General features: G+C 76.6%; 21 protein-coding genes. 14 read left to right on the plus strand and 7 right to left on the minus strand.

The features are described 5' to 3' along the window. Window positions 1–201 precede the first annotated feature (201 nt). From ACWEQL_RS21505 to ACWEQL_RS21530, 6 genes are all read right to left on the minus strand, one after another. On the minus strand, window positions 202–1,569 hold the full coding sequence (locus ACWEQL_RS21505; protein ID WP_452151885.1) for a condensation domain-containing protein: 1,368 nt from the start codon (window positions 1,567–1,569) through the stop codon (window positions 202–204). 171 nt (window positions 1,570–1,740) lie between these two features. Further along, entirely contained in the window at window positions 1,741–3,093 is a 1,353-nt protein-coding gene (locus ACWEQL_RS21510) for an MFS transporter (RefSeq protein ID WP_452151886.1), read from the minus strand. A gap of 346 nt (window positions 3,094–3,439) precedes the next feature. Next, window positions 3,440–4,159 (minus strand): respiratory nitrate reductase subunit gamma, encoded by a 720-nt coding sequence (gene narI, locus ACWEQL_RS21515; protein WP_452151887.1) that lies wholly within the window; start codon window positions 4,157–4,159, stop codon window positions 3,440–3,442. Window positions 4,160–4,172: 13 nt separating this feature from the next. Beyond that, window positions 4,173–4,844, minus strand: a complete 672-nt coding sequence (gene narJ / locus ACWEQL_RS21520) for a nitrate reductase molybdenum cofactor assembly chaperone (RefSeq protein WP_452151888.1) — start codon at window positions 4,842–4,844, stop codon at window positions 4,173–4,175. Beyond that, window positions 4,841–6,484 (minus strand): nitrate reductase subunit beta, encoded by a 1,644-nt coding sequence (gene narH / locus ACWEQL_RS21525; protein WP_452151889.1) that lies wholly within the window; start codon window positions 6,482–6,484, stop codon window positions 4,841–4,843. Before narH ends, narJ begins: the two co-directional genes overlap by 4 nt. After that, a complete protein-coding gene (locus ACWEQL_RS21530; RefSeq protein ID WP_452151890.1) occupies window positions 6,484–10,191 on the minus strand; it encodes a nitrate reductase subunit alpha in 3,708 nt (1,235 codons plus the stop codon). The genes narH and ACWEQL_RS21530 overlap by 1 nt, the downstream gene beginning before the upstream one ends. 163 nt (window positions 10,192–10,354) lie before the next feature. Between ACWEQL_RS21530 and ACWEQL_RS21535 the strand changes: the two genes are divergently transcribed. Beyond that, a complete protein-coding gene (locus ACWEQL_RS21535) occupies window positions 10,355–11,320 on the plus strand; it encodes a tellurite resistance/C4-dicarboxylate transporter family protein (RefSeq protein ID WP_452151891.1) in 966 nt (321 codons plus the stop codon). Window positions 11,321–11,333: 13 nt separating this feature from the next. On the opposite strand, the gene ACWEQL_RS21540 is transcribed toward ACWEQL_RS21535, so the two are convergent. Beyond that, window positions 11,334–13,016, minus strand: a complete 1,683-nt coding sequence (locus ACWEQL_RS21540) for an FAD-dependent monooxygenase (RefSeq protein ID WP_452151892.1) — start codon at window positions 13,014–13,016, stop codon at window positions 11,334–11,336. A gap of 314 nt (window positions 13,017–13,330) precedes the next feature. Here ACWEQL_RS21540 and ACWEQL_RS21545 point away from each other — a divergent pair, with 314 nt between their 5' ends. The 13 genes from ACWEQL_RS21545 (at window position 13,331) to ACWEQL_RS21605 (ending at window position 23,504) form a co-directional block, all read left to right on the plus strand. Continuing rightward, the gene (locus tag ACWEQL_RS21545; RefSeq protein ID WP_452151893.1) at window positions 13,331–16,459 is read left to right on the plus strand and encodes a helix-turn-helix transcriptional regulator; all 3,129 of its coding nucleotides are present in this window, start codon (window positions 13,331–13,333) and stop codon (window positions 16,457–16,459) included. A gap of 388 nt (window positions 16,460–16,847) precedes the next feature. After that, entirely contained in the window at window positions 16,848–19,613 is a 2,766-nt protein-coding gene (gene lanL, locus ACWEQL_RS21550) for a class IV lanthionine synthetase LanL (protein WP_452151894.1), read from the plus strand. Beyond that, window positions 19,610–21,424, plus strand: a complete 1,815-nt coding sequence (locus ACWEQL_RS21555) for an alpha/beta hydrolase family protein (protein ID WP_452151895.1) — start codon at window positions 19,610–19,612, stop codon at window positions 21,422–21,424. Before lanL ends, ACWEQL_RS21555 begins: the two co-directional genes overlap by 4 nt. Window positions 21,425–21,504: 80 nt before the next feature. Next, entirely contained in the window at window positions 21,505–21,618 is a 114-nt protein-coding gene (locus ACWEQL_RS21560; protein ID WP_452151896.1) for an ALQxL family class IV lanthipeptide, read from the plus strand. Between the two features lie 63 nt (window positions 21,619–21,681). Further along, a complete protein-coding gene (locus ACWEQL_RS21565; protein ID WP_452151897.1) occupies window positions 21,682–21,801 on the plus strand; it encodes an ALQxL family class IV lanthipeptide in 120 nt (39 codons plus the stop codon). 133 nt (window positions 21,802–21,934) lie between these two features. Next, window positions 21,935–22,060 (plus strand): ALQxL family class IV lanthipeptide, encoded by a 126-nt coding sequence (locus tag ACWEQL_RS21570; RefSeq protein ID WP_452151898.1) that lies wholly within the window; start codon window positions 21,935–21,937, stop codon window positions 22,058–22,060. A gap of 104 nt (window positions 22,061–22,164) precedes the next feature. After that, window positions 22,165–22,287, plus strand: coding sequence for an ALQxL family class IV lanthipeptide (locus ACWEQL_RS21575; protein WP_452151899.1), 123 nt, complete (start codon window positions 22,165–22,167; stop codon window positions 22,285–22,287). A gap of 22 nt (window positions 22,288–22,309) precedes the next feature. Further along, the gene (locus tag ACWEQL_RS21580) at window positions 22,310–22,426 is read left to right on the plus strand and encodes an ALQxL family class IV lanthipeptide (protein ID WP_452151900.1); all 117 of its coding nucleotides are present in this window, start codon (window positions 22,310–22,312) and stop codon (window positions 22,424–22,426) included. A gap of 84 nt (window positions 22,427–22,510) precedes the next feature. Beyond that, a complete protein-coding gene (locus tag ACWEQL_RS21585; protein ID WP_452151901.1) occupies window positions 22,511–22,633 on the plus strand; it encodes an ALQxL family class IV lanthipeptide in 123 nt (40 codons plus the stop codon). A gap of 74 nt (window positions 22,634–22,707) precedes the next feature. Further along, a complete protein-coding gene (locus tag ACWEQL_RS21590) occupies window positions 22,708–22,830 on the plus strand; it encodes an ALQxL family class IV lanthipeptide (RefSeq protein ID WP_452151902.1) in 123 nt (40 codons plus the stop codon). A gap of 75 nt (window positions 22,831–22,905) precedes the next feature. Then, window positions 22,906–23,028, plus strand: a complete 123-nt coding sequence (locus ACWEQL_RS21595; RefSeq protein ID WP_452151903.1) for an ALQxL family class IV lanthipeptide — start codon at window positions 22,906–22,908, stop codon at window positions 23,026–23,028. A 110-nt stretch (window positions 23,029–23,138) separates the two neighbouring features. Further along, complete coding sequence (locus ACWEQL_RS21600) at window positions 23,139–23,261, plus strand: ALQxL family class IV lanthipeptide (RefSeq protein ID WP_452151904.1); 123 nt, start codon at window positions 23,139–23,141, stop codon at window positions 23,259–23,261. 120 nt (window positions 23,262–23,381) lie between these two features. Further along, on the plus strand, window positions 23,382–23,504 hold the full coding sequence (locus tag ACWEQL_RS21605) for a hypothetical protein (protein WP_452151905.1): 123 nt from the start codon (window positions 23,382–23,384) through the stop codon (window positions 23,502–23,504). Window positions 23,505–23,651: the final 147 nt, after the last annotated feature.

Raw genomic sequence — 23,651 nt, forward strand, 5'->3', positions numbered from 1 at the left:
GGCCGCCGGGTCGGCGGTCACCAGGTGGGGCCCGGCCGGGTGTGGCCGGGACCGGTGCCGCCGGTGGGGGCGGGTGCCCGGGGCGCGGGTGGCCCCGGGCGGCCCGGGTGGTGCGGGGTGGTACGGGTGGTTCGGCCGGCCCGAACGGATCGGGCGGGCCCGGTGGGGCTGGGGTGGGGCAGGGTGGGGCTTTTTGGGGGTTCAGGCGGCCTCGGTGGCCGGGACGGACCGGACGGCCGGGTCGAGGTGGTGGCGGAGGGTGGCGAGCAGGTCCTCGAACGCGGCCTCGGCGACGGCGTCCGGGCAGCGGTCGCGGTCCCAGCCGAGGCGGATCAGCAGGTCCTCGCCGTGCGAGGCGGAGACCGCGAGGGGCGCGGCGAGCGGCCGCCCGGCCAGGTGGGTCTCCCGGCCGGCGACCCCGCCGAGGGCCAGCGGCGGCCGGCGGCCGAGGTCCTCGAAGGTCAGCAGTCCGTCCAGCGCGCCGGACCAGCGGGCCCCGCCCGCCCGGGCGGCGTGCACCACCTCGTCGAACGGCGTGTCGGCGTGGTCCAGGTCGTCCCACCAGGCCTCGCCCAGCGTGTCCAGGTCGGCGGCCGGTCCGGGGGCGACGGGGTGCACCAGGGTGTTGAGGAAGCAGCCGAGCACCGGCGGCGCGCCCGGCGGCCGGCCGCCCCACGGGTAGCCGAGGGCGAGCGTCCGCTCCGTCCCGGCGGGCCGGCGCGCGGCCGCCCCGACGGCGTCCAGCAGGGCGGGGAACACCGCGCCCCGGGCGGCGCCGGTCGCGGCGGGCAGCCGGTGGGTGAGCATCCCGGTCGGCGGCGGCGCCTCGGTGTGCCGCGGCGGCGTGGTCGCCGTACCCGCCAGCGCGCCCAGCCGGGCGGCCCAGTGCGCGTGCGAGGCCGGGCCCGCCGCCCGGGCCTCGGCGGCCAGCTGGAGCTCCACGGCCTCGCGGTAGGCGGCGAGCCCGTCGGTGTCAGGGGTAGGCGCCGTACCGTACGGGCCGTCCTCGTCGGACGCCGTCTCGCCGGACGCCGTCTCGTCGTAGGCCGTGCCGAGCTCCGCGGTGACCAGGCCGAGCGACTGCTCGTCGCAGACGGCGTGGTCGAGGGCGACGGCGAGCAGCTCCTCCGCGTCCTGCGGCCCGGCCGCCAGCAGCAGGCGCAGCGCCGGTCCGTCCGTCCGCCAGTCGAGCAGGGCGCGGCGCAGCGCCTCCTCGGCGCTCCCGCCGGGCGCGACGGCGATCCGGGCGACCTCCACCCGGTCGGCGACCGGCGCGGCGGGGGCCAGGCGCAGCACGGGGGTGCCACGCAGGGCCTCGAAGCGGCCGCGCAGGGCGGGGTGCCGGGCGGCCACCCGGTACGCGGCGCGGCGCAGCCGGTCGGGGTCCACGGTGCCGCGCGGGTAGGCGAAGAACAGCGGGACGACGTCGGGACGGCCCTGCGGGTCCATCCGGCGGGTGAGCTGGAAACGCCGTTGGGCGCCGGTCAGCGGGAGCAGCTCCGCCGGGCCGGCGGAGGCGGCGACGGACCGGTACCGGGCGAGGTACGCGGCGGTGATGCTGGGCTGCACGGGGATCTCCGCTCTCGGTTCGTGACCTGACGGGGCGTGTACGGACGTCCCGGGGCGTGCCGGGACGCCCGGTGCGGCCGCCGGTCGGGCCGCCGGGGCACGGCGGGTGGCAGGGTCGGGGAGTCGGGAGCCCGGGGGCTCGGGGGCTCGGGGAGGAGTGGGCTCAGGAGGTCAGGACGCGGCTCGCTCCGGGGCGGCATGGTCCGTACGGTCCGGGGTCTCCAGGGCTTCCGGCCCGGAGGGCTCGGACGGCGCGTCCGACGTGGACGGCTCGGACGGCGCCGACGGCAGGTCCCGCATCCCGCGCAGCGGCGAGAACAGCAGCGGAACGGGCATCAGCAGGGTCCCGGCGGCGCAGACCCACAGGGCGGTGCGCGGTCCGGCCGCGTCGGCCAGCGCGCCGCCGAGGAGGGCGCCCAGCGGCAGGGTGCCCCAGACCAGGAAGCGCATGGTCGCGTTCATCCGGCCGAGCAGGTCGGGCGGGCAGACGGACTGCCGGAAGCTGACCTGGGCGATGTTGTAGACCACCGCGCCGAACAGCACCACCGCCGACCCGACGGCGAAGAGCACGGCACCCGCGCCGCCGCCGGACAGCGGCCAGAGCACCGCGAAGGGGGCCGTGACCAGCGGCGCCAGCCAGATCAGCCGGGCCTGGCCGATCCGTCCGGCCAGCCGGCCCGCGCACAGGGCACCGGCCAGGCCGCCGAGCGCCGACACCGACAGCAGGACGCCGATGGCGCCCGGCGAGAGGTCCAGCACCCGGACCCAGAAGACCGTCTGCACGGCCATCAGCACCGCGCCGAACAGGTTGGCGGTCCCGGTGGCCGCGGCGATCACGCGTAGCAGCGGGTGTCGCAGGACGAAGCCGACGCCCTCGCCGACCTCGGCGCGCAGCGAGCGTCCGGGCACCGGCTCCGGCCGGGGTTCGTCGTCCTTGATGCCGATCAGCAGCAGCACCGAGCCCAGGTAGCCGATCGCGTCGGCCACGATGGCGAGCGGTGCGCCGAGCAGTTGGACCAGCCCGCCGCCGACGCCCGGCCCGGCGATCTGGGCGGTGGAGCGCACGGTCTCCAGCGCGCCGTTCCCGGCGACCAGGTGCTCGCGCGGCAGCAGCCGCGGCAGGAAGGACTGGTGGGCGATGTCGAAGAAGACGGTGGCGATCCCGGTCACCAGGGCGACCAGGTAGAGCTGGGTCATGGTGAGCACGCCGAGTGCGGCGGCCGGCGGGATCGAGCCGACCGCGAGGCAGCGCACCACGTCGGCGCGGATCAGCACGGGCAGCTTGCGCATGCGGTCCACCCAGGCGCCCGCGGGCAGGCCCACCAGCAGGAAGGCCGCGGTCTCGGCCGCGGTGAGCAGGCCGACCTGGAACGGCGGGGCCTCCAGCTCCAGCACCGCGACCAGCGGCAGGGCGACCAGGGTCACCTGACTGCCCACCTGGGCCACGGCTGCACCGGAGAGCAGGCGCCGGAAGTCGCGGTGACCGAGCAGGCGGTCGGGCGTCGGACGGGGCTTGTCGTTCATCTGTACGACTGTCGGTCACCGATTCGCTACCGGGCAACCACTCCGATCGATTCCGGACGTCCGTGACGATGGCCGGAACACATCACCCCGGCCGGCCGGCGCCCCGCTCCCGACCACCCCGCGCCGTGCGCCGCGGACCCCTCCGGGGCCCGGGACCAGCGATCTCCCACGCCGGGGACGTCCGAGCCATGCCAACCCGCCACGATGTCCGTTATTCGGACAGCACCCTCCGCTTCACCGGACGGACGCCTTCAACATGGCCGGATCATGCGTAGCGGTGACTGTCCGTCATCTTCCGTTGGCGAACCCGTGCTAACCGGCACCCGTACGAACGGCCCCGGCACCGCTAGTCCATCCGCTCCCAGCCACGGCGGGTCGGGCGGGTGGTGAGGCGGGGGTCGCGGCTGCGGTAGACGACGTAGGGGCGGAACAGGTACTGGACGGGGGCGCTGAACATGTGGACCAGGCGGGTGAAGGGGAGCAGCGCGATCAGGGCCAGGCCGACGAGGGCGTGGATCCGGTAGGCGAGCGGGACGCCCGCCATCAGGCCGACGTCGGGCCGCAGGGTGAACAGGCTGCGGGCCCAGGGGGCGATGGTGGTGCGGTAGTCGTAGCCGGCGCTGAGGGAGGAGTGCGCCAGTTTGCTCACCAGCCCCAGCACGATCGCCGAGAGCAGCACCAGGTACATCAGCTTGTCGTTGCGGGTGGTGGCCCGCAGCACGGCCGCGGTGGTGCGGCGGCGGTACAGCAGGATCACGATCCCGGCGAGCGTCAGGAATCCGGCCGCGCACCCGGCGAACAGCGAGAGCAGGTGGTAGGCGTGCTCGTCCAGGCCCACCGCGTCGGTCCACGACGCGGGGACGAACAGGCCCACCAGATGACCGGCCAGCACGAAGAGGATCCCGTAGTGGAACATCGGCGAGGCGATGGTGAGCAGCCGGGACTCGTACACCTCGGAGGAGCGGGTGGTCCAGCCGAACCGGTCGTACCGGTAGCGCCAGACGAGGCCGGAGGCCAGCAGCGCGAACACGAGGTAGGGCAGGGCGCCCCAGAGGAAGACGTTCATCGGTGGTCTCCGGTCACGGGTGGTCTCCGGTCACGGCGGCGGGCTCAGCGGACGGCAGAACGGGGAGCAGGCCGAGGTGGCCGTAGGGCGCCGCCCCGGCCTCCAGGCCGACCCGCTCGCCGGGCGGCCCGCCGCGGGCGAGGGCGAGCGCGGCGGCGCGGTCCCGCGGGGAGGGGCCGGGCAGGGTGGCGCAGACGGCGTCGAGCACCAGGGCGTACGGGGTGTCGCGCTCGGTGAGGGCGAGGCGCAGCAGTTCGAGGGCGGGCCGGTGTTCGCGCAGCAGGGCGTCGGAGCCGGTGAGGGCCGCGAACTCCAGCACGGCGGGCAGGAAGTCGGGCAGTTCCCCGCCGGTGAACTCCAGGCCGTGCGCCCGGTAGGCCTCCTTGAAGCGGACCAGCGCCGCGCCGCGGGCCCGGGTGTCGCCGTCGGTCCACCAACTCAGGTACAGGCTGTGGCGCCGGGTGAAGTCGAAGGTCTCGACGTAGTGGGCGGCCAGTTCGGTGGCGGGGAGGGCCTCGGTCCGGTCGAGGAAGGCACGCAGCGGCCCGGCGGCCGGGTGGCGTACGGGGGCGAGCGCCGCGCGCAGGGCGGCCGGCCCGCCCGGGCCCGTGGCGGCGAGGGGGTCGGGGTAGCCGAGGCAGTGGGCGGCGCCGTCGTGCACGATCGCGGTGTCCCGGTTCGTCATGGCTTCGGCTCCTCGTCGCCGGTCTGGCGGGTGCGCAGGGCGTGGAAGTTCTCGACGGTGACCAGCGGCAGGGGGCGCCGCCCGGAGCCGGCGCCGAACGGCCCGTCCTCGGGCAGGCCCGGCGAGCCGGCGTGGTCGACGGCGCACCCGTCGGGGAGCGCCGACTCCTCCAGCCGCCGCGCGTCGGCGCTCGCGGCGGTCGGGATGACGTAGCGGTCCTCGTACTTGGCGACGGCCAGCAGGCGGAACAGCTCCTCGACCTGGTCGCCGCCCAGCCCGACCGCGGCGGCCGCGGCGAGGTCGGGCTCCCGGCCGAGGTTGACGGCGCGCATGTACGAGCGCATCGCGGCGAGCCGGTCCAGCGCGGCGCGCACCGGGCGGGTGTCGCCGGCGGTGAACAGCCCGGCGAGGTACTCCAGCGGGATGCGCAGGGCGTCGATCGCGCCGAAGAGGTTGCCGGCGTCCTCGCCGTCGTGCCCGGCGGCGGCGACCGCCTCGACCACCGGGGACAGCGGCGGGACGTACCAGACCATGGGCAGCGTCCGGTACTCCGGGTGGAGCGGCAGCGCGAGGCGGTAGCGGCAGACGAGGGTGTGGACGGGCGAGCGGCGGGCGGCCTCGATCCAGTCGGGCGGGATGCCGTCGCGTTCCGCGGCGCGCCGCACCTCGGGGTCCTCCGGGTCGAGGAGGACGCCCAACTGGGCCTCGTACAGGTCGCGTTCGTCGCTCACCGAGGCGGCGGCGGTGACCCGGTCGGCGTCGTACAGCAGCACGCCGAGGTAGCGCAGCCGTCCGACGCAGGTCTCGGAGCAGACGGTGGGCAGGCCGATCTCGACGCGGGGGAAGCACAGGGTGCACTTCTCGGCCTTGCCGGTGCGGTGGTTGAAGTAGACCTTCTTGTACGGGCAGCCGGTCACGCACTGGCGCCAGCCGCGGCAGCGGTCCTGGTCGACGAGGACGATGCCGTCCTCCTCGCGCTTGTAGATCGCGCCGGACGGGCAGGCGGCGGAGCAGGCCGGGTTGAGGCAGTGCTCGCAGATCCGGGGCAGGTAGAACATGAAGCTCTGCTCGAACTCGAAGCGGATCCGCTCGCCCACCTCCTCGCGCATCCGCTCCACGTTGGGGTCGGCGGGGGCGTGGCGAGGGGCGCCGCCGAGGTCGTCGTCCCAGTTGGAGGACCACTCGACGCTCATCGGCCTGCCGGTGATCAGCGAGTGCGGCCTGGCCACCGGGTAGTCGTCGCCGAGCGGCGCAGTGGTGAGGGTGTTGTAGTCGTACGTCCAGGGCTCGTAGTAGTCCTTGAGGGTGGGCAGCACGGGGTTGGCGAAGATGGTGGCCAGCTTGTACAGGCGGCCGCCCTGCCGCAGCCGCAGCCGCCCCCGCCGGTCGAGCCGCCAGCCGCCGCGCCACGTCGTCTGGTCCTCGTAGCGGCGCGGGTAGCCGAGTCCGGGGCGGGTCTCGACGTTGTTGAACCACACGTACTCGGTGCCGCGGCGGTTGGTCCAGGTCTGCTTGCAGGTGACCGAACAGGTGTGGCAGCCGATGCACTTGTCGAGGTTCATCACCATGGCGACCTGGGCCATCACCCGCCCGATGGCGGGATCACCTGCCGCGGGAGCGCCGGTCGCGGAACCGGTCATCAGTACCTCACCTCCTGGTCGCGGCGGCGGATCACCGTGACCTCGTCGCGCTGGTTCCCGGTCGGGCCCAGGTAGTTGAAGGCCCAGCTCAACTGGGCGTAGCCGCCGATCAGATGGGTGGGCTTGAGCAGCACCCGGGTGAGCGAGTTGTGGACGCCGCCGCGGCGCCCGGTGGTCTCGGCGCGGGGGACGTTGACCGTGCGCTCCTGGGCGTGGTGCAGGTAGACCGTGCCGGCCGGCATCCGGTGCGAGACGACCGCCCGGGCGACCACCACGCCGTTGCGGTTGACCGCCTCGATCCAGTCGTTGTCCTCGACGCCGATGGCCGCCGCGTCCTCGACGGACATCCAGACCACCTGCCCGCCCCGGGAGAGCGAGAGCATGAAGAGGTTGTCCTGGTACTCGGAGTGGATCGACCACTTGTTGTGCGGGGTGAGGTAGCGGACCGTCACCTCCCGGCGCCCGTCCGGGCCGAGGGCGGGCTCGCCGAAGAGCCGGCGCATGTCGAGCGGCGGCCGGTAGACCGGCAGGGCCTCCCCCAGTTCGTGGATCCAGTCGTGGTCGACGAAGAAGTGCTGCCGGCCGCTGAGGGTGTGCCAGGGCTTGAGGTGCTCGGTGTTGAGGGTGAACGGGCTGTAGCGGCGCCCGCCCGCCTCGATGCCGGACCACTCCGGTGAGGTGATCACGGGGGCCGGAGCGGCCTGGGTGTCGGCGTAGCCGATCCGCCGGCCCTCCTGTTCGGCGGCGAGCGCGGCCATCGGCCGGCCGGTGCGCTCCTCCAGCGTGCGGAACCCCTGGGTGGCCAGCCGGCCGTTGGTGGTCCCGGACAGCGCGAGGATGGTGTTCGCGGCCTTGATCGCCGTGTCCAGGGCCGGACGGCCGTCGGCGGGGCCGCCGCGGACCACGCCGTTGAGCGCCAGCAGGTCCGCCACCTCGCGGTCCGGGTGCAGCACGATCCCCTTGGCGGGCAGGCCGGCCCGCTCCACCAGCGGCCCGAGGGAGGCCATCTTCGCCCCGACGGCGGTGTAGTCGCGCTCGACGACGGCCAGGTTCGGCACGGTCACGCCGGGCACCGGCTCGCACTCCCCCAGCCGCCAGTCGCGCTCCACCCCGCCGGGCTGCGCCGTCTCACCGGGGGTGTCGTGCTGCAGCGCGGTGGCGACCAGGTCGTACCGGGTGTCCAGGTGCCCGCGGGCCAGTTCGCTCAGCCGGCCGGCGATCGCGTGGAAGGCCTCGAAGTCGGTCCGGGCCTGCCAGGGCGGGTCGATGGCCGGGGTGAAGGCGTGCACGTACGGGTGCATGTCGGTGGAGGACAGGTCGTGCTTCTCGTACCAGGTCGCGGCGGGCAGCACGACGTCCGACAGCAGGGTGGAGGAGGTCATCCGGAAGTCCAGCGAGAGCAGCAGGTCGAGCTTGCCCTCCGGGGCCTCGGGGTACCAGCGCACGTCCCGGGGGCGCTGGTGCTCGGCGGCCTCCTCGGCGCGCAGTGAGGAGTGGGTGCCGAGCAGGTGCCTGGTGAAGTACTCGGCGCCCTTGCCGGAGGAGCCGAGCAGATTGGCGCGCCACAGGGTCATCACCCGGGGCCAGTTGGCCGGCGCGTCGGGGTCCTCGCAGGCGAACCGCAGGTCACCGGTACGCAGCAGACCGGCCACGTACGCCGCCGGGTCGCCGCCGCCACCCGCCTGCCGGGCGCGGGCCTCGTCGGCGAGGTCCAGCGGGTTGCGGTCGAAGGTCGGGTACGAGGGCATCCAGCCCAGCCGGGCGGAGCGGGCGAGCAGGTCGACGGCGGCCAGTCCGGCGAAGCGTCCGGTGCCGAGCGGCGAGGCGTGGACGTCCGCAGAGAAGGTGTCGTAACGCCACTGGTCGGTGTGCAGGAAGAACCAGCCCGTGCCGATCATCTGGCGCGGCGGGCGCGCCCAGTCCGTCGCCCCCGCCAGGGTCGCCCAGCCGGTGGCCGGACGGCACTTCTCCTGGCCGACGTAGTGCGCCCAGCCGCCGCCGTTGCGGCCCTGGCAGCCGGTGAGGGTGAGCAGCGCCAGGAAGGTGCGGTAGATCGTCTCGGAGTGGAACCAGTGGTTGGTCCCGGCGCCCATCAGGATCATGCAGCGGCCCCGGGACTCCTCGGCGGTGCGCGCGAACTCCCGGGCGACGCGGACCGCCTGGGCCGCCGGCACGGAGGTGTGCCGCTGCTGCCAGGCGGGGGTGCCGGGGCTGTCCGGGTCCTCGTACGAGGCGGGCCAGTCGCCCGGCAGGCCCGGGCGGGCGACGCCGTACTGGGCGAGCAGCAGGTCGTACACGGTGGTGACCAGCGGCCCGTCCGGTCCGCCGAGCCGGACGGCCGGGACGCCCCGGCGCAGGACGCGGTCCCGCTCGTCGCCCTCGGTGTCGAAGCGCGGCAGCAGGACCTCGACGGGGGCGGCGCCGGCCTCCTCGTGCAGCGACAGGCGCGGGCGCAGGTCCTGGAGGTCGAGGTTCCACCGTCCCCGGCCGGACTCCGTCCAGCGGAAGCCGAGCGAGCCGTTGGGCACCGCCGGACGGCCGGTCACCTCGTCGAGGACGACCAGCTTCCACTCGGGCGCCTCCTCCCCGCCACCGGTGCCGTCGAGGTCGGCGGCGCGCAGGAACTTGTCCGGGACGAGGGCGCCGTCCCGGTCGGCCAGGGTGACCAGGAACGGCAGGTCGGTGAACCGCCGCACGTAGTCCTCGAAGAACGGCGTGCGCCGCTCGACGAAGAACTCCTTGAGGATCACGTGCCCCATCGCGAAGGCCAGCGCCCCGTCGGTGCCCGGGTGCGGGTGCATCCACTCGTCGGCGAACTTGGTGCTGTCCGCGTAGTCCGGGGAGACCACCACCACCTTCTGGCCCCGGTAGCGGGCCTCGGCCATCCAGTGCGCGTCGGGGGTGCGGGTGACCGGCACGTTGGAGCCCCACATCAGCAGGTAGGCCGCGTCCCACCAGTCGCCGGACTCCGGGACGTCGGTCTGGTCGCCGAACACCTGCGGGGAGGCCACCGGCAGGTCCGCGTACCAGTCGTAGAAGGAGAGCATCGGCGCGCCGATCAGCGCGTGGAAGCGGGCGCCCGCCGCGTGCGAGACCATCGACATGGCCGGGATCGGCGAGAAGCCGGCGATCCGGTCCGGCCCGTACTCCTTGATGGTGTGGACGTGGGCGGCGGCGACGATCTCCACCGCCTCCTCCCAACTCGTCCGCACCAGGCCGCCCTTGCCGCGGGCCCGCTGGTAGGCGCGGCGCCGCCCGGGGTCCGACTGGAGGTCCGCCCAGGCCAGCACCGGGTCCTTCAGCCGGCCCAGCGCCTCGCGGTACAGCTCCAGGAGCTTCCCGCGGACGTACGGGTGACGCACCCGGGTCGGCGAGTAGGTGTACCAGGAGAAGGCCGCGCCCCGGGGGCAGCCGCGCGGCTCGTACTCGGGCCGGTCCGGGCCGACCGAGGGATAGTCGGTGGCCTGGGTCTCCCAGGTGATGATCCCGTCCTTGACGAACACCTTCCAGCGGCAGGAGCCGGTGCAGTTGACGCCGTGTGTGGAGAGCACGACCTTGTCGTGGCTCCAGCGGTCCCGGTAGAAGACGTCGGACGCGGTGCCGCCCTCGATCCGGACGCTGTGCAGGTCGGGCGCCGGGGTGCCGGGACGGAAGAACCGGCCGGCCCGGAGCAGCGGGGCACCCGGCTCGCTCGTCGGCTCCTGCACCACGGCTCCTCCGTCGTCGCCCGGACACGCATTCCCCCATCGAATCCGCCGGGCGGGCACGGGCGCGTCCCGGAAGGGCCGAACGGGTGGCCGGGCGGCACGGGCGGCGACGGCGGCCGTCCCCCGGCTGGCACTACCGGCACACGCGGGCTGCGATGGAGCCATGAACGCGCGCGGCATCTCCCGCTGGGCCGGGCTGCCCCCGGCCACCGGCGCGGCGGTGATGGCGACCGGCATCCTCTCGGTCGGCCTGCACCTGACCGGTTTCGAGGTGCTCTCGGTCCTCGACCTGGTGCTGGCCGGGGTGCTCTGGCTGCTCCTCGCGGGCGGCTTCGCAGCGCTGCTGCTGACCGACCGCCACGGATGGGCCGCCCGGGCCGACACCCCACCGGCCCTCACCGCCGTCGCCGCCACCACCGTCCTCGGCGTCCGCCTGGACCAGATCGGGTGGACCGCGGTCGCGGCGGTGCTGCTCGTCCTGGCGACCGCGGCCTGGGCGGTGCTGCTGCCGGCGGTGCTGGAGCACCTCCCCAGGCCCGCGCCCGGCGCGGCCTTCCTGATCTGCGTGGCCACCGAGGGCCTGGCGGTGCTGGCCGCCGTCCTGGCCCCGCAGGCCGGCGACTGGCTGGCCTGGACGGCGCTGGCGCCGTTCCTGCTGGGGCTGACCCTGTACGTCGAGGCGCTGGTCCGCTTCGACCTGCGGCAGCTGACGGCCGGGGCCGGCGACCACTGGGTGGCCGGCGGGGCGCTCGCCATCTCCGCCCTGGCCGCCTCCAAGCTCCTCGCCTCGGGCGCCTGGACGGGCTCGGCGCACGCCGCGCTGCGCACGACCACCCTGGTGCTGCTCGGGCTCTCGCTGGCCTGGTACGCGGTGCTGGTCTGCGCCGAGGTCGCCCGGCCCCGGCTCCACTACGACATCCGCCGCTGGTCCACGGTGTTCCCGCTCGGGATGACCGCCGTCGCCACGCTCTCCGCCTCGGCCGCCGCCGGCCTCCCGTGGCTCGACACGCCGGGCCGGGTGCTGCTCTGGATCGCGGTGGCGGTCTGGCTGCTCACGGCGTACGGCGCCGGGCGCGCCGTCCTCGCCGCCCGGGCGACACGCCCGACCCCGGCTGCCCGCCGCGGCTGACGTGCCGGACGGCTCAGGCCGGGACGGAGAGCGCCCGGTGGTACTCGGCCAGGGCCGCCGCGGTGCCGGCCAGCGGGAAGCGGGCGCCGAGCTGGCCGTCCGGGCGGACCACGAAGCCGGTCGGCCCGTCGGGACGGTAGAGCCGGGCGAACTCCCCGGCCGCGTCCCGGTACCCGGGCACGCCGGCACCGGACCGGGCCCCTTCCGCCGCCTCGGCCGCCTCGGCGGCGAGGATCGCGACCACCGGCAGCCCGCCGCCCGTCTCCCGCGCCGCCGCGGCGGCGGCCCCGGCCACGGCGGCCGGGTCGGCCGCGTACAGCAGCAGCACATGGCCCGGGCGGCCGCGCAGGACGTCGAGCAGGCGCAGCGGGTAGGCGGCCAACGGCGTGCTCAGGCCCGCGCAGTCCGGGGCCCGGTCACCGGGCTGGGGCGCGTCGGCGGGCCCGTGCGGCGGGCCGGCGAGCGGGCCGCCGCGGTAGCCGACCAGCAGCTGGGCCTCGCGCCGCAGCAGGGTGTCCGGGTCGTCGGGGTCGCCCTCGTAGCCGTGCACGGAGTGCCGGACGGTCCGGCCGACGACCTCCTCGCCGACCGGGCGGCGTTCGGCGTCGTAGCTGGTGAGCAGGGCGGGGCCGGCCACGCCGCGGACCACCAGGGCGAGCTTCCAGGCCAGGTTGGCGGCGTCCTGGATACCGGTGTTCATGCCCTGGGCGCCGGTGGGCGGGTGGATGTGGGCGGCGTCGCCCGCGACGAAGACCCGGCCCTCGCCGTAGCGGTCGACGATCCGGTGGCTGATCCGGAACACCGAGGACCAGCGCAGGTCGGACACGGTCGCCGGCTCGGGGCCCAGCCGGTCGACGACGGCCTGGACGTGCGACAGCTCCGGGCGCCGGCCGCCCTCCAGGCCGTGCGCCACGCCGTCGCCCGTGGCGCCCGCCGTGGAGAGCTCGGGCGCGACCAGCATCGACATCCGGTACCGGCCGCCGGGCAGCGGGATGCAGACCAGCACGTCGTCCGCGCCGCCGTCCACGGCGCGCCGGGTGGAGCGCACGCCGTAGCCGGACGGCAGGTCCCAGTCGGCCTCGACGTCGGCGAGCATGTACTCCTCGGCGAAGGCGCCGCCCTCGAAGCGCAGCCCGAGCCCCTTGCGCACCAGGCTGTGCGCGCCGTCGCAGCCGATCAGGTAGCGGGCCCGGACCTCCTCCCCGCCCCCGTCGGCGGTGGCCAGCCGTGCGGTCACCGCGTCCTCGTCCTGGGTGAAGGAGAGCAGCTCGGTGCCGCGCTCGATCCGGGTGCCGAGGCCCGCGACGTACTCCTCCAGCAGGCGCTCGGTCGCGTACTGCGGCAGCGCGGCGAAGCCGTACGGCACCTCGGGCGGCAGGGTCAGCTCCATCCGCGCCGTGAGGGCGCCGTCGACGTACACCAGCTGGCCGCGCAGCGGTTCGGCGGCCTCCAGGACGGCCCGGGCCAGGCCCATCCGGTCCCAGATCTCCAGGGTGCGCGGCTGGATGCCCACCGCCTTGGCGTACGGGAGTCGCTCCGGCAGGCGGTCGACCAGCCGGCAGCCCACCCCGTGCCGGCGGAGTTCGGCGGCCGCGCTCAGGCCCACCGGGCCCGCCCCGACGACCAGTACGTCGACGGTCCGGCCGTCTGCCACTGCCACGGGTACCTCCGGTGCCGAGCCTGCCCCGTCCTCCATCGTCGTCCGCCGGACCGTGACCGGCGAGCCGGGCAGGTCCGGGCAGGTCCGGGCACACCGGGCGGCTCCTGTGCACCCTCCGTGAAGGGCCCTCCACGCCTTCTCGACAGGAGCCCCGGCGGAGGAGAGGATCATGCCGGGATCGCTTCGACCGGTCCCGGAGGAACGCGACGCAACGGCCCGGTGAACTCCTGCTCGTGACGATCGGCCGGACACCCCGGGCCCGGCAGCAAGGGGAGGCAGTGGTGTTGCGACCGGCGGTGGACACGCGCGGGACCGGGGGCACGGCGGACGGGTCGTCCCCGGGTCCCTGGGTGGGACGGGAACTCGAACTGGCCCGGCTCGTCGGGGCGGTGACCGGGGCGCACCGCGCCCGGCGGGTCGTGGTGGTCGAGGGGGCGCCCGGCATCGGCAAGACCCGGCTCCTCGCCGAACTGGCCGACCGGGCCGCGGCGGCCGGCCTGGACGTCCGCCGGGCGTCGGCCACCTGGTCGGACCGGGAGGTGCCGTACGGGCTGCTGCTGAACGCCCTGGGTCACTGCCCGGTGCGCAACCTCCTGGAGGAGTTCAGCGAGCAGCCCGCCACCGGCGCGGCCCAGCGCCACCGCCGCCACCGCCGGCTGCGGGACGCCCTGCTGAACGGCGAACGCCGGACCGTGCTCGTCCTGGACGACCTGCAGTGGGCCGACCAGGAGTCCCTGCAACTGCTCGGGCACCTGCTGCGCGGCCCGGCCGACGAGCGGCTGGCCTGCGTGCTCGCCCACCGCGCCGGCGGCTGCCCGCCCTGGCTGGCCCGGGCCCTCTCGGACGCCGACACCCTGCGGATCGTGCTCGGCCCGCTCGCCGGGGCCGACGCGGTACGGCTGGCGCCCGCCGCCACGTCCGCCCACCGGCGGCTGTACCTCACCGCGGGCGACGGCAACCCGCGCCAGCTGCGCGCGCTGCACTCGCTGGCCGCCGGACTGGCCCCCGAACTCGTCGGCGAGCTGGCGGACGCGCTCGCCGCGGGCGACCCGCGCGCGGTGGGCCGGCTGGACGGCTGGCACCCGGACCCCGATCTGCTGGGCGAGTTCAACACCCTGCCGGGCCGCGCCCGGCTGGTGCTCACGGCCGCCGCGGTCGCCGGGCCGGAGTTCGACCCCGCGCTCGTCGCCGAGGTGGCCGCGCTGCCCGCGGAGGAGATCGGCACCGTCCTCGACGACCTGGTCGACCACGGCTGCCTGGTCGGCGCCGCCGGGTGGTACCGGTTCCGCCGGCCGCTGCTGGGCGCCGTCGGCTACCGCCTGGCCGGTCCGGGCCGGCGCGCCGAGGGCCACCGGCGGGCCGCCGCCCACCTCGACCGGCGCGGGGACGCCCCCCGCGCCTGGGCCGACCACGCCGAACACCTCGCCCACACCGCCACCGACGAGGAGCTCACCCGGCTGGTCGACACCGCCCGTGCCCAGCTCGACCAGGCGCCCGAGACCAGCGTCCGCCGGCTGCGCATGGTGCTGCGGGCGCTCGCCGACCGGCCCGGCCACCCGCAGCGGCGGCGGGCCGCGCTGCTGCTCGGACGGGCGCTGACGGTGACCGGCCGGCTCGACGAGGCGGCCGAGCTGCTGGCCCCGCTGCTCACCGGGCCGGACGGGAGCCGGGCGCAGGCCGCCGACCTGCTCGCCATGGGCGAGCGGTTACGCGGCCGGGGCGAACGCGCGTACCGGCTGCTGAACGACGGCGGGGAGCCGGGCGGCACGGGACCGGCGCCGGTGGCGCGGGGGGTGCGGGAGCCCGTCCCCGCGCGGGCCCCGCGGCAGGCCTCCGACGGCGTCCGGTGCCGGCTGCGGCCCGGGGACACCGGTCCGGACGACCGTCCCGGCGGCGCGGACGGGCCCCGCGAGCACCCCGACGGCCCGCCCCGCCCGCCGTACGCGGCCGACGCGCCGGGCCGCTCCGGCCCGTCCCGCTCCGACGGCCCGTCCCACGCCGGCGCCGCGCACGCCGACGGCCCGGCCGACTCCGGCGGCCGGGCGCACGGCTCGGCGGAGGCCGAACTCCAGCTGGCGAGAACCGAGATGATGAACGCCCGGTGGGGCCGATGTCTGGACCGGCTCGACGCCATGGCGCTGCCCTCGGCCCGCCCCGAGGTGGCCGCCGCCGCGCACACCCTGCGCAGCCTCGGCCGGATGGTGAAGGGCGACGTCGTGGGCGCCCACGACGCGCTGGACGCGGCCGAACGCCTCGCCGACTCCCTCACCGGCAGCGAACGGCTGCGGCTGCTCGGCGGCCTGTCCGACCTCTGCTGGGCGGAGATCCTGCTGGAGCGCCCGCACCGCTGCGCCCGCCGGGTCGAGGAGGCCGTCGCCCTCGCGGAGGCCCACCGGCACCGCTACCTGCTGCCCGAACTGCACGTCGTCCGGGCGGCGTTGCTCGCCGCGTCCGGCCCGCTGGACGAGGCGCTCGCGGCGGCCGAGACGGCGCTGCGGCTGGCCGGATCGCTCGGCACCGCGGAGGTGCTGGCGCCGGCCGCCGCGCTGCGGCTGCGGGCCGTGCTGTGGGGCTCCGGGGCCGAGGCCGCCGGGCCCGCGCTGGCACTGCTGGAGGGCTGCCCCGAGCCGGACAACTGGATGTGGGCGGGCTTCGTCCGGCACGTACGGGTCGAGTGCTCGGTGGCGATGGGCCGCCCGCTGGCGCCGCAGGAGGCGGTCCGGCTGCTCGGGATCACGGGGCGGCGGGACGACCCGATGTCCGTCCACGGCCACGACCTGGCCGCCGCCGTCTGGGCACGCGCGGGGAACGCCGAGGAGGTCGCCCGGCACGCCGCTCAGGCGGCCCGGGTCGGCCGGGTCACCGGGCTGACCGTGGCGGACGGCGTCGCGCAGTTCGCCGAGGCCCGGCTGCTCGCGGTGCGCGGCGAGCACGCGCGGGCGGCGGAGCTGGCGGTGCGGGTGGGCGGGCAGCTCGCGGCGGCGGGGATGCCGGTCAAGGCCGGCCAGGCGTACCTGCTGGCGGCCCGGTCCGTGGGGCGGCCGGGGGCGGGGCGGCCGTCGGCCGGCGGCGCGGAGTTCGAGCGGGCACTCGCCGCGGCGGAGGACCAGTTCGGCCGGGCCGGCGCGCACGCGCTGCGGGCGGCGGCCGCGGAGCTGCGGCACTCCTACCCGCCCGCGGGCAGCGCGGACGGGTACGACGCGGCCGGGTACGGCGCGACCGGCCGGGCCGGGGGCGGCAGGCGCGAGGAGGGCGGCCGGCGGGACGACGGCGGCCGGTCCGCCGCGTCCGGGGACCGCGTGCTGTCGGCCCGGGAGCGCGAGATCGCCGACCTGGTCGTCGAGGGCCTCACCAACCAGGGCATCGCCGCCCGGCTGTTCGTCAGCGTCCGCACCGTGGAGACCCATCTGACGCACGTCTACCACAAGTTGGGCATCAGCCGGCGCGGCGCCCTGGCCCGCGCGCTGGACGCCGTCTGAGGCCCGGCGCCCCTGGTCGGGTGCCCTGCGCCCGGCCCTGACCCCCCGGCCGTGACCGACCGGCCCTGACCGCACCGGCCCTGACCGCACGTCCCTGACCGCACTCCCTGACCGACCCTCCCTTAAGGCCGGCGGCGGGCCCGCGCAATCGGGGATTCCCGCAGCCGTCCCCGCCCCGGCCGCTACGGGGAACCCCTGCGGGTTTCCACGATCTGCCGGGCGCCCCCGCCGCACTAGCGTCCCTTCCCGTGCCCGGCCGACGCCGGGAGCACGGCCCCCGCAGGCTGACCCGTCCGGAGGGCACCGCCGTTGTCAGCGACGGCGGTGCCCTCGACGGCCGGCCGGCTCGGGGGCGGGCGGGGACGGCGAGCGGATGGGGAGGCGGCAGGTGCAGGAGGCAGGGTCGTTCGGTGACGGTCGAGGGACGGGCGAGGGGCCGGGGCGGTTCCGCCTTCGGGGACTGGCGCAGGCCGTCCTCGCCGAGTACGGGGCCCACGACTGGACCGTGACGGAGGACCGGACCTGGTGCCGGGTCATGCCGCCCGGACGCGACGAGCGGGTCCAGGGCTGGAAGCTGCACCTGTCGGCGACCCGGCTGTCCGCGCCCGAGGTGGTGCACCGCGCGGCGACCGTCCTGGTGGAACACGGTTGCGGCTTCAAGTTCGCGCGGAGCATCGCCCTGGTCGAGGAGCTCACCTCGGACCGCACCGACCGCGCGCAGTGCGGCAAGATCGTCACCTGCTACCCCGCCGACGACGAGCAGCTGCGCATCCTGGCCGCCGCCCTCGACGAGGCCACCGCCGGCCTGCCCGGGCCGGCCATCCTCTCCGACCGGCGCTACCGGCCGGGCAGCCTGGTGCACTACCGCTACGGCGTCTACGGCGGGGTGCCGGTGCTGACCAACGACGGCAGCCACGAACTGCGCCTGGAGGCGCCGGACGGCACCCTCGTCGAGGACGTCCGCAAGCCGTGGTTCTGCCCGCCGCCGTGGGCCGTGCCGCCCTTCCCCGGCGCGCCCGGGCGCCCCGCCGCCGCGCCCCGCAGGCCCGGCCCGGTGCTGCTCGTCGACCGGTACGAGATCCGCGAGGCCATCCGGCACTCGGCCCGCGGCGGCGTCTACCGGGGCGTCGACCACCGGACCGGCGCGGACGTGGTGATCAAGCAGGCCCGCGCGCACGTGGGCACCCGGGTGACCGGGGAGGACGCCCGCGCCTCGCTGCGCCGCGAGGGCTCGCTGCTCGCCGAACTCGCCGGCATCGCCGCCGGGCACGTCGACCTGTTCGACGTCGACGGACACACCTTCCTCGTCCAGGAGGCCCTGCCCGGCACCACCCTGACCCAGTGGGTGCAGGACGAGCTGGACCGCACCGACCGCACCGGCGGCCTGGCCCCGGAGCTGGTGCGGGACCTCGCCCGCCGGCTCGCCGCGCTGCTGGCCCAGGTGCACGCCCGGGGGCTGGTCTACCGCGACTTCACCCCGAACAACATCATCGTGGGCCCGGACGGCGGGCTGCGGCTGATCGACCCCGAGCTCGCGAGCCGGCCCGGCGAGTGGACCACCCGTGGCTTCACCGAGGGCTTCGCCGGTCCCGAGGTCACCGACGGGCCGCGCTTCGGCCCCTCCCCCGGCCCCGAGTCGGACCTCTTCGCGCTCGGCGCGGTCCTGTTCTACCTGGCCCTCGGCACCTCGCCGCTCTTCCCCGAGGACCGGCCCGAACCCTCCGCCCACCGGCCCCGGATCGCCGGGATGCTCGCCGTGTCCGGCGCCCGCAACCGGGCCGCCCGCCAGCTCGCCCCGGCCGTGCTCGGCCTCACCGCCGACGACCCCGCCGCGCGCTGGACCCTGGAACGGCTCGACGCGTTCCTGGACGGACCCGGCGAGCCGACCGGCCGCGGTGGCACCGACCCCGACGGGGACCGGCTCGACCCCGCCCGGCAGCAGCGCCTGATCGACGACGGCCTCGCCCACCTGCTCGCCACCCTGCCCGGCCCCGGCCGGGACACCCGCCGTCTCTGGCCCAGCACCGACTTCGGCGACGGCACCGACGCCTGCAACGTGCAGCACGGCGCCGCCGGTGTGCTCGGCCTGCTGACCCTCGCCGACGGGCACACCGGACGCGAGGACGTCCGCGCCGCCCTGGCCGGCGTCGCCGGCTGGATCGACCGGCGGCGCACCGCCGTCCCCCGGCTGCTGCCCGGCCTCTACTTCGGCCGCGCCGGCACCGCCTGGGCCCTGCACGACGCCGCCCGCCGCCTCGACGACCGGGACCTCGCCGACCACGCCGTCGAGCTGGCCCTGGCCCTCCCGGTGCGCTGGCCCAACCCGGACGTCTGCCACGGCACCGCCGGCAGCGCGCTCACCCAGCTCCACCTGTGGCACGCCACCGGACGCGAGGACTTCCTCCGGCGTGCGGCCGAGGCCGCCGACGACCTGCTGGCCGCCGCCGAGTACGCGGACGGCCGGGTCTGGTGGCCGGTCCCCGCGGACTTCGACTCGACGCTGGCCGGCATCCGCCACCTCGGCTTCGCCCACGGCGTCGCCGGCGTCGGCTGCACCCTGCTGGCCGCCGCCCGGGCCACCGGCGACCGGCGCTACCTGGACGCCGCCGTCGCCGCCGGGAACACCCTGGCCGCCGAGGCCGAACGCGGGCCGTGGGGGGCCCGCTGGCGCACCGACCGGGACGACGCGCCCGGCACCGGGATGCTCTACCACTGGTGCAGCGGGGCGTCCGGCGTCGGCACCTTCCTGCTGCGGCTCTGGCAGGACACCGGCGACCCCGCCCACCTGGAGCTCGCCGAGGCGGCCGCGCTCGCCGTCCGGCAGGCGCGGTGGAACTCGCCCACCGCGGCCTGCCACGGCCTGGCGGGCAACGGCGAGTTCCTGCTCGACCTCGCCGACGCGGCCGGCGGCCCGTACCGGGACTGGGCGCAGGAGCTGGCGGCCGCGCTGTACGCCCGGCACACCACCCGGGACGGCCGCCTGCTGATCGCGGACGAGAGCGGGCAGGCGGTCACCGCCGACTACAACGTCGGGCTGGCCGGTGTCGTCGGCTTCCTGCTCCGGCTGCGCCACGGCGGTCCCCGTCCGTGGATGGCCGACGGCCCGGCCGCCCACGCGCTCGCCCCGGCCGGCCGTACGGCGGTGCGGGCGTGAGCGCCACCGCCCTGACGGGGGCCGCGGAGACCTTGGTGACGGGTGCGGAGGTGACGAGTGCCGAGGTGACCGTCCGGACGAGCTTCCGGTTCTCCGCCGACGGCCTGCGCGCCGCCTGCGTGGCCACCGACGCCGAGGGACGCCACCTGGCCGAGAGCTGGAGCCTGGGCCGGTCCGGACCTCGCCCCGACCTGCGGACCGGCCTGGGCTCCGACCCCACCTGGACCCAGCTGCTCCCGCTCGACGACACCGCCCTGCTGGCCTCCTGGTACGGCGCGGGCGGCGCCCAGTCACTGGCCCGGCTGACCGCCGACGGGCACGAGGACACCGTGCCCGTCCCCACCGGGCGGCCGCTGCGGCTGCTGCCGGCGCCCGCCGGTTCGGGCCTGCTCGCCCTCGGGGTGAGCGGCGGCGCGGCCCGGGACACCCAGGTGATCGCGGTGCACCCGACGGGGACCCGCTTCGAGGAGCTGGCCCGGGTGCCGGGGACGCTGCTCGGCGGGACGGTGCTCGGCCACCGGGTGCTGTTCACCCGGCTGCTCGACGAGATCCCGAGCCCGCTCGTGCTGGACCTCGCCGACGGCACGGTCCGCGGCCTGCCGTCCGTCACCGGGCCGGCCCACGTCCTGGCCGCGGCCGCCGGGCGGGTACTGCTCGCGCGGACCGCCCCCGGGGGTGCCCGCCTGGTGCTGGCCGACCTGGACGGCGGCGCGCCGCCGCGCCCGGTGGTGGGCGACACCGGCCTGCCCGGCGCCGTCCACCCGCTGGCCGTCGACCCGGACGGCCGCGAGCTGGCCCTGCTCACCACCTGCGGCGCCAGGTCCTTCCTCACCCTGCTGGACCCGGACTCCGGCGCCGCCCGCCGGATCGGCATGCCGGCCGGCGAACTGCAGCCGGCCGGCGCCTGGACCCGGCACGGGCTCTGGCTCCCCCACTCCGACCCCGGCCGGCCGCGCGCACTCGGCTGGCTCCCGCCCGGCAGCACCGAACTCGCCCTGCCGGAGCCGCCCCCGCGCCCGTACCGGCCGGCCCGCCTGGAGACCCTCCCCGGCGCGGACGGCCCGGTCGAGGCGGTGCTGTACGGCCCCGACTGGCGCACCGCCCGGCACCTCGTGGTCGCGCTGCACGGCGGCCCCAACAGCCGGTGGACGCTCGGCTTCGACCCGTTCCTGCAGGCGCTCGCCCGCGCCGGCGTGGCCGTGGTCGCGCCGAACCCGCGCGGCAGCACCGGCTACGGCGCCGCCCACACCCTCGCCATCGCCGGGCGCTGGGGCGGCCCGGACCTCGCCGACGTGGCCGGCGTCGCGCGCTTCCTGCGCCACGGACGCGCCCCCGGGCTCGACCGGCCCGCCCTGTACGGGGTCAGCTACGGCGCCTACCTGGCCCTGCTGGCGGCGGCCACCGAACCCGACGGCTGGTCCGCCTGCGCGGCGGTGGCCCCGTTCCTGTCCGGGCCGCGGCTGCACGCCGACGGATCGGCGCAGGTCCGCGGCATGGTCGAACGGCTGGACGGGCTGACCCCCGTCGAGGACGACCTCGGACCGCGGGACGTCGAGGCCCTGGCACCCGCCCTGCGCGCCCCGCTGCTGCTGGTGCACGGCGCCCGCGACGACTCCGTCCCGGTCGCGCACTCGCGGGCGCTGGCCGAACGGCTGACGGCCCTGGGCCGCCGGCCCGGCGCCGACTTCCACTACCTGGAGCTTCCCGACCGCGGCCACGCCGCGCTCGGGACGGGAACCGACGACCCGGTCGTCGCATCGGTCGTCCGGTTCCTCACCGGGCGGGGCCCCACCCCCGTGGGCCCCGCCTGATCCGCACCGCCTCGCACGGCCCACGCCGTGCTGTGCCGTGCCGTGCCGTCGCATCCCGTCCCGGAAGGAGGTGATCACCGATGGAACTCGACCTGGACGCCCTGGAGCGGCTCCCCGCCGAGGAGGAGCAGACCGGTCCCTGCAGCTACACCTGCCGCGTCACCTGCCCGTACACCTCGCCCGACGCCTCGTGACCACGGGCCGGCACCCCGCCGGCCCCCGTCACGCGGCACCCCGTTTCTTGGAGAGGAACCCTCATGGAACTCGACCTGGACGCCCTGCAGCAGCTGCCCGCCGAGGAGGAGCAGGCCACCGCCTGCCAGTTCTCCTGCTCGGTCAGCTGCCCGTACACCTGCCTGGCCACCGGCGGGGCGTAACACCGCCCGGGCCACCACGGCGGGCCCCGTCGCGGCCGCGTGCCGCGGGGGCCCGGCGCAGGGGCCCGTCGTAGGGGCCCCGTCGTAGGGGCGGACCCGCCCATCCGTTGAACCTGCCGAAAGGAACACCGCCATGGAGCTCGAACTCGACCTCGACGCCCTGCAGCAGCTGCCCGCCGAGGAGGAGCAGACCAGCATCTGCAAGTTCTCCTGCTCGGTCAGCTGCCCGTACACCTGCCTGTCCACCGGCGGGGAGTAACACCGCCCGGGCCACCACGGCGGGCCCCGTCGCAGGGGCCTGCCGTGGAGCCCGCCGTAGGGCGGACCCGCCCACCCGTTGAATCCGCCGAAAGGAACACCGCCATGGAGCTCGACCTCGACCTCGACGCCCTGCAGCAGCTGCCCGCCGAGGAGGAGCAGACCACCGCCTGCCGGATCTCCTGCAAGGTCAGCTGCAAGGCCACCTGCCTGGCGACCGGCAAGTAGAGCGACCGAAAGGACTCCGGTCATGGAGATCGACCTCGACGCCCTGCAGCAGCTCCCCGCCGAGGAGGAGCAGGCCACGGAATGCCGCTGGAGCTGCTGCACGAGCTGCCCGTTCACCTGCAACGCCAGCGCCATCTGACGGGCCGGCCGCAACCGCAGCCGCCTCCGGACCACCCCGCCGGGGCTCCCCGGCGGGGCCACCACACCAGGAAGGAACACCCCCATGGAGCTCGAACTCGACCTCGACGCCCTGCAGCAGCTGCCCGCCGAGGAGAACCAGGCCGGCATCTGCGGCTACACCTGCCGCACCACCTGCCCGAACACCTGCGGCGTCACCGGCGCCTGACAGCCGCCCGACGCCTCCGGACCACCCCGCCGGGGCTCCCCGGCGGGGCCACCACACCAGGAAGGAACACCCCCATGGAGCTCGAACTCGACCTCGACGCCCTGCAGCAGCTGCCCGCCGAGGAGGAGCAGACCACCGCCTGCGGCTACACCTGCCGCGTCACCTGCCCGGCCACCTGCGGCGTCACCGGCGCCTAGTCACGGCCGTCTGACGCAGCCCCACCACCCCGCCGGGGCTCCCCGGCGGGGCCCACTCCCGGGAGGAGCACCCTCATGGAGCTCGAACTCGACCTCGACGCGCTGCAGCAGCTGCCCGCCGAGGAGGACCAGGTCGGTATCTGCGGCCGTTCGTGCCAGGTGACCTGCATCAACACCTGCCTGGGCACCGGCATCTGACACCGGCGTCCGGCGGCCCGGCAGGGCCGTGCCGCACCACGCGATCCACCCCGCGATCCGCCCCGCCGGGACGACCCGGCGGGCACCCTCACCCGGAGAGGAACATCCCCGTGGAGCTCGAACTCGACCTCGACGCCCTGCAGCAGCTGCCCGCCGAGGAGAACCAGGCCGGCCGCTGCAGCTACACCTGCGCCGCCACCTGCCCGGCCACCTGCGGCGTCACCGGCGCCTAGTCACGGCCGGCGGGCGCGGCCCGGACACCGGCCGGGCCGCGCCCACCACGTCCCGTACCGCCGGCCTCCGGGGCCCTCGAGCCCGCGGGCCGGCGCCGACCCACCGAGAGGACCACAGCCGTGGAGACCGACCCCGACGCCCTGCAGTCGCTGCCGACGCCCGACGTGGTGGAGGGCCGCCAGACCTGCGCCCAGACCTGCCGGGTCAGCTGCCCGGCGACCTGTGCCGACAGCGGTGCCTGAGCGCGACAGCGGCCGGGCGGCGGCACCGGTCACCACCGACGGGCCCGCCGGGGCCCGCACCACCGACGGGCCGGCCGCCCCTCCGACCGGGCCGACCGGGCCGACCGGGCCGACCGAGGCCCCGGCCGCACCCGCCGCGGCGCGCAG

It is taken from the genome of Kitasatospora sp. NPDC004240 (assembly GCF_053603215.1).

What these genes read in the sequence shown, in the direction of transcription:
- ACWEQL_RS21540 (WP_452151892.1), bottom strand. Translation starts at nt 13,016, where the DNA reads ATGGAGGACGGGGCAGGCTCGGCACCGGAGGTACCCGTGGCAGTGGCA.
- ACWEQL_RS21565 (WP_452151897.1), top strand. Translation starts at nt 21,682, where the DNA reads ATGGAACTCGACCTGGACGCCCTGCAGCAGCTGCCCGCCGAGGAGGAG.
- ACWEQL_RS21585 (WP_452151901.1), top strand. Translation starts at nt 22,511, where the DNA reads ATGGAGCTCGAACTCGACCTCGACGCCCTGCAGCAGCTGCCCGCCGAG.
- ACWEQL_RS21580 (WP_452151900.1), top strand. Translation starts at nt 22,310, where the DNA reads ATGGAGATCGACCTCGACGCCCTGCAGCAGCTCCCCGCCGAGGAGGAG.
- ACWEQL_RS21595 (WP_452151903.1), top strand. Translation starts at nt 22,906, where the DNA reads ATGGAGCTCGAACTCGACCTCGACGCGCTGCAGCAGCTGCCCGCCGAG.
- ACWEQL_RS21535 (WP_452151891.1), top strand. Translation starts at nt 10,355, where the DNA reads ATGAACGCGCGCGGCATCTCCCGCTGGGCCGGGCTGCCCCCGGCCACC.
- narJ (WP_452151888.1), bottom strand. Translation starts at nt 4,844, where the DNA reads ATGACGAACCGGGACACCGCGATCGTGCACGACGGCGCCGCCCACTGC.
- ACWEQL_RS21560 (WP_452151896.1), top strand. Translation starts at nt 21,505, where the DNA reads ATGGAACTCGACCTGGACGCCCTGGAGCGGCTCCCCGCCGAGGAGGAG.
- narH (WP_452151889.1), bottom strand. Translation starts at nt 6,484, where the DNA reads ATGACCGGTTCCGCGACCGGCGCTCCCGCGGCAGGTGATCCCGCCATC.
- ACWEQL_RS21575 (WP_452151899.1), top strand. Translation starts at nt 22,165, where the DNA reads ATGGAGCTCGACCTCGACCTCGACGCCCTGCAGCAGCTGCCCGCCGAG.
- ACWEQL_RS21590 (WP_452151902.1), top strand. Translation starts at nt 22,708, where the DNA reads ATGGAGCTCGAACTCGACCTCGACGCCCTGCAGCAGCTGCCCGCCGAG.
- ACWEQL_RS21510 (WP_452151886.1), bottom strand. Translation starts at nt 3,093, where the DNA reads ATGAACGACAAGCCCCGTCCGACGCCCGACCGCCTGCTCGGTCACCGC.
- narI (WP_452151887.1), bottom strand. Translation starts at nt 4,159, where the DNA reads ATGAACGTCTTCCTCTGGGGCGCCCTGCCCTACCTCGTGTTCGCGCTG.
- ACWEQL_RS21570 (WP_452151898.1), top strand. Translation starts at nt 21,935, where the DNA reads ATGGAGCTCGAACTCGACCTCGACGCCCTGCAGCAGCTGCCCGCCGAG.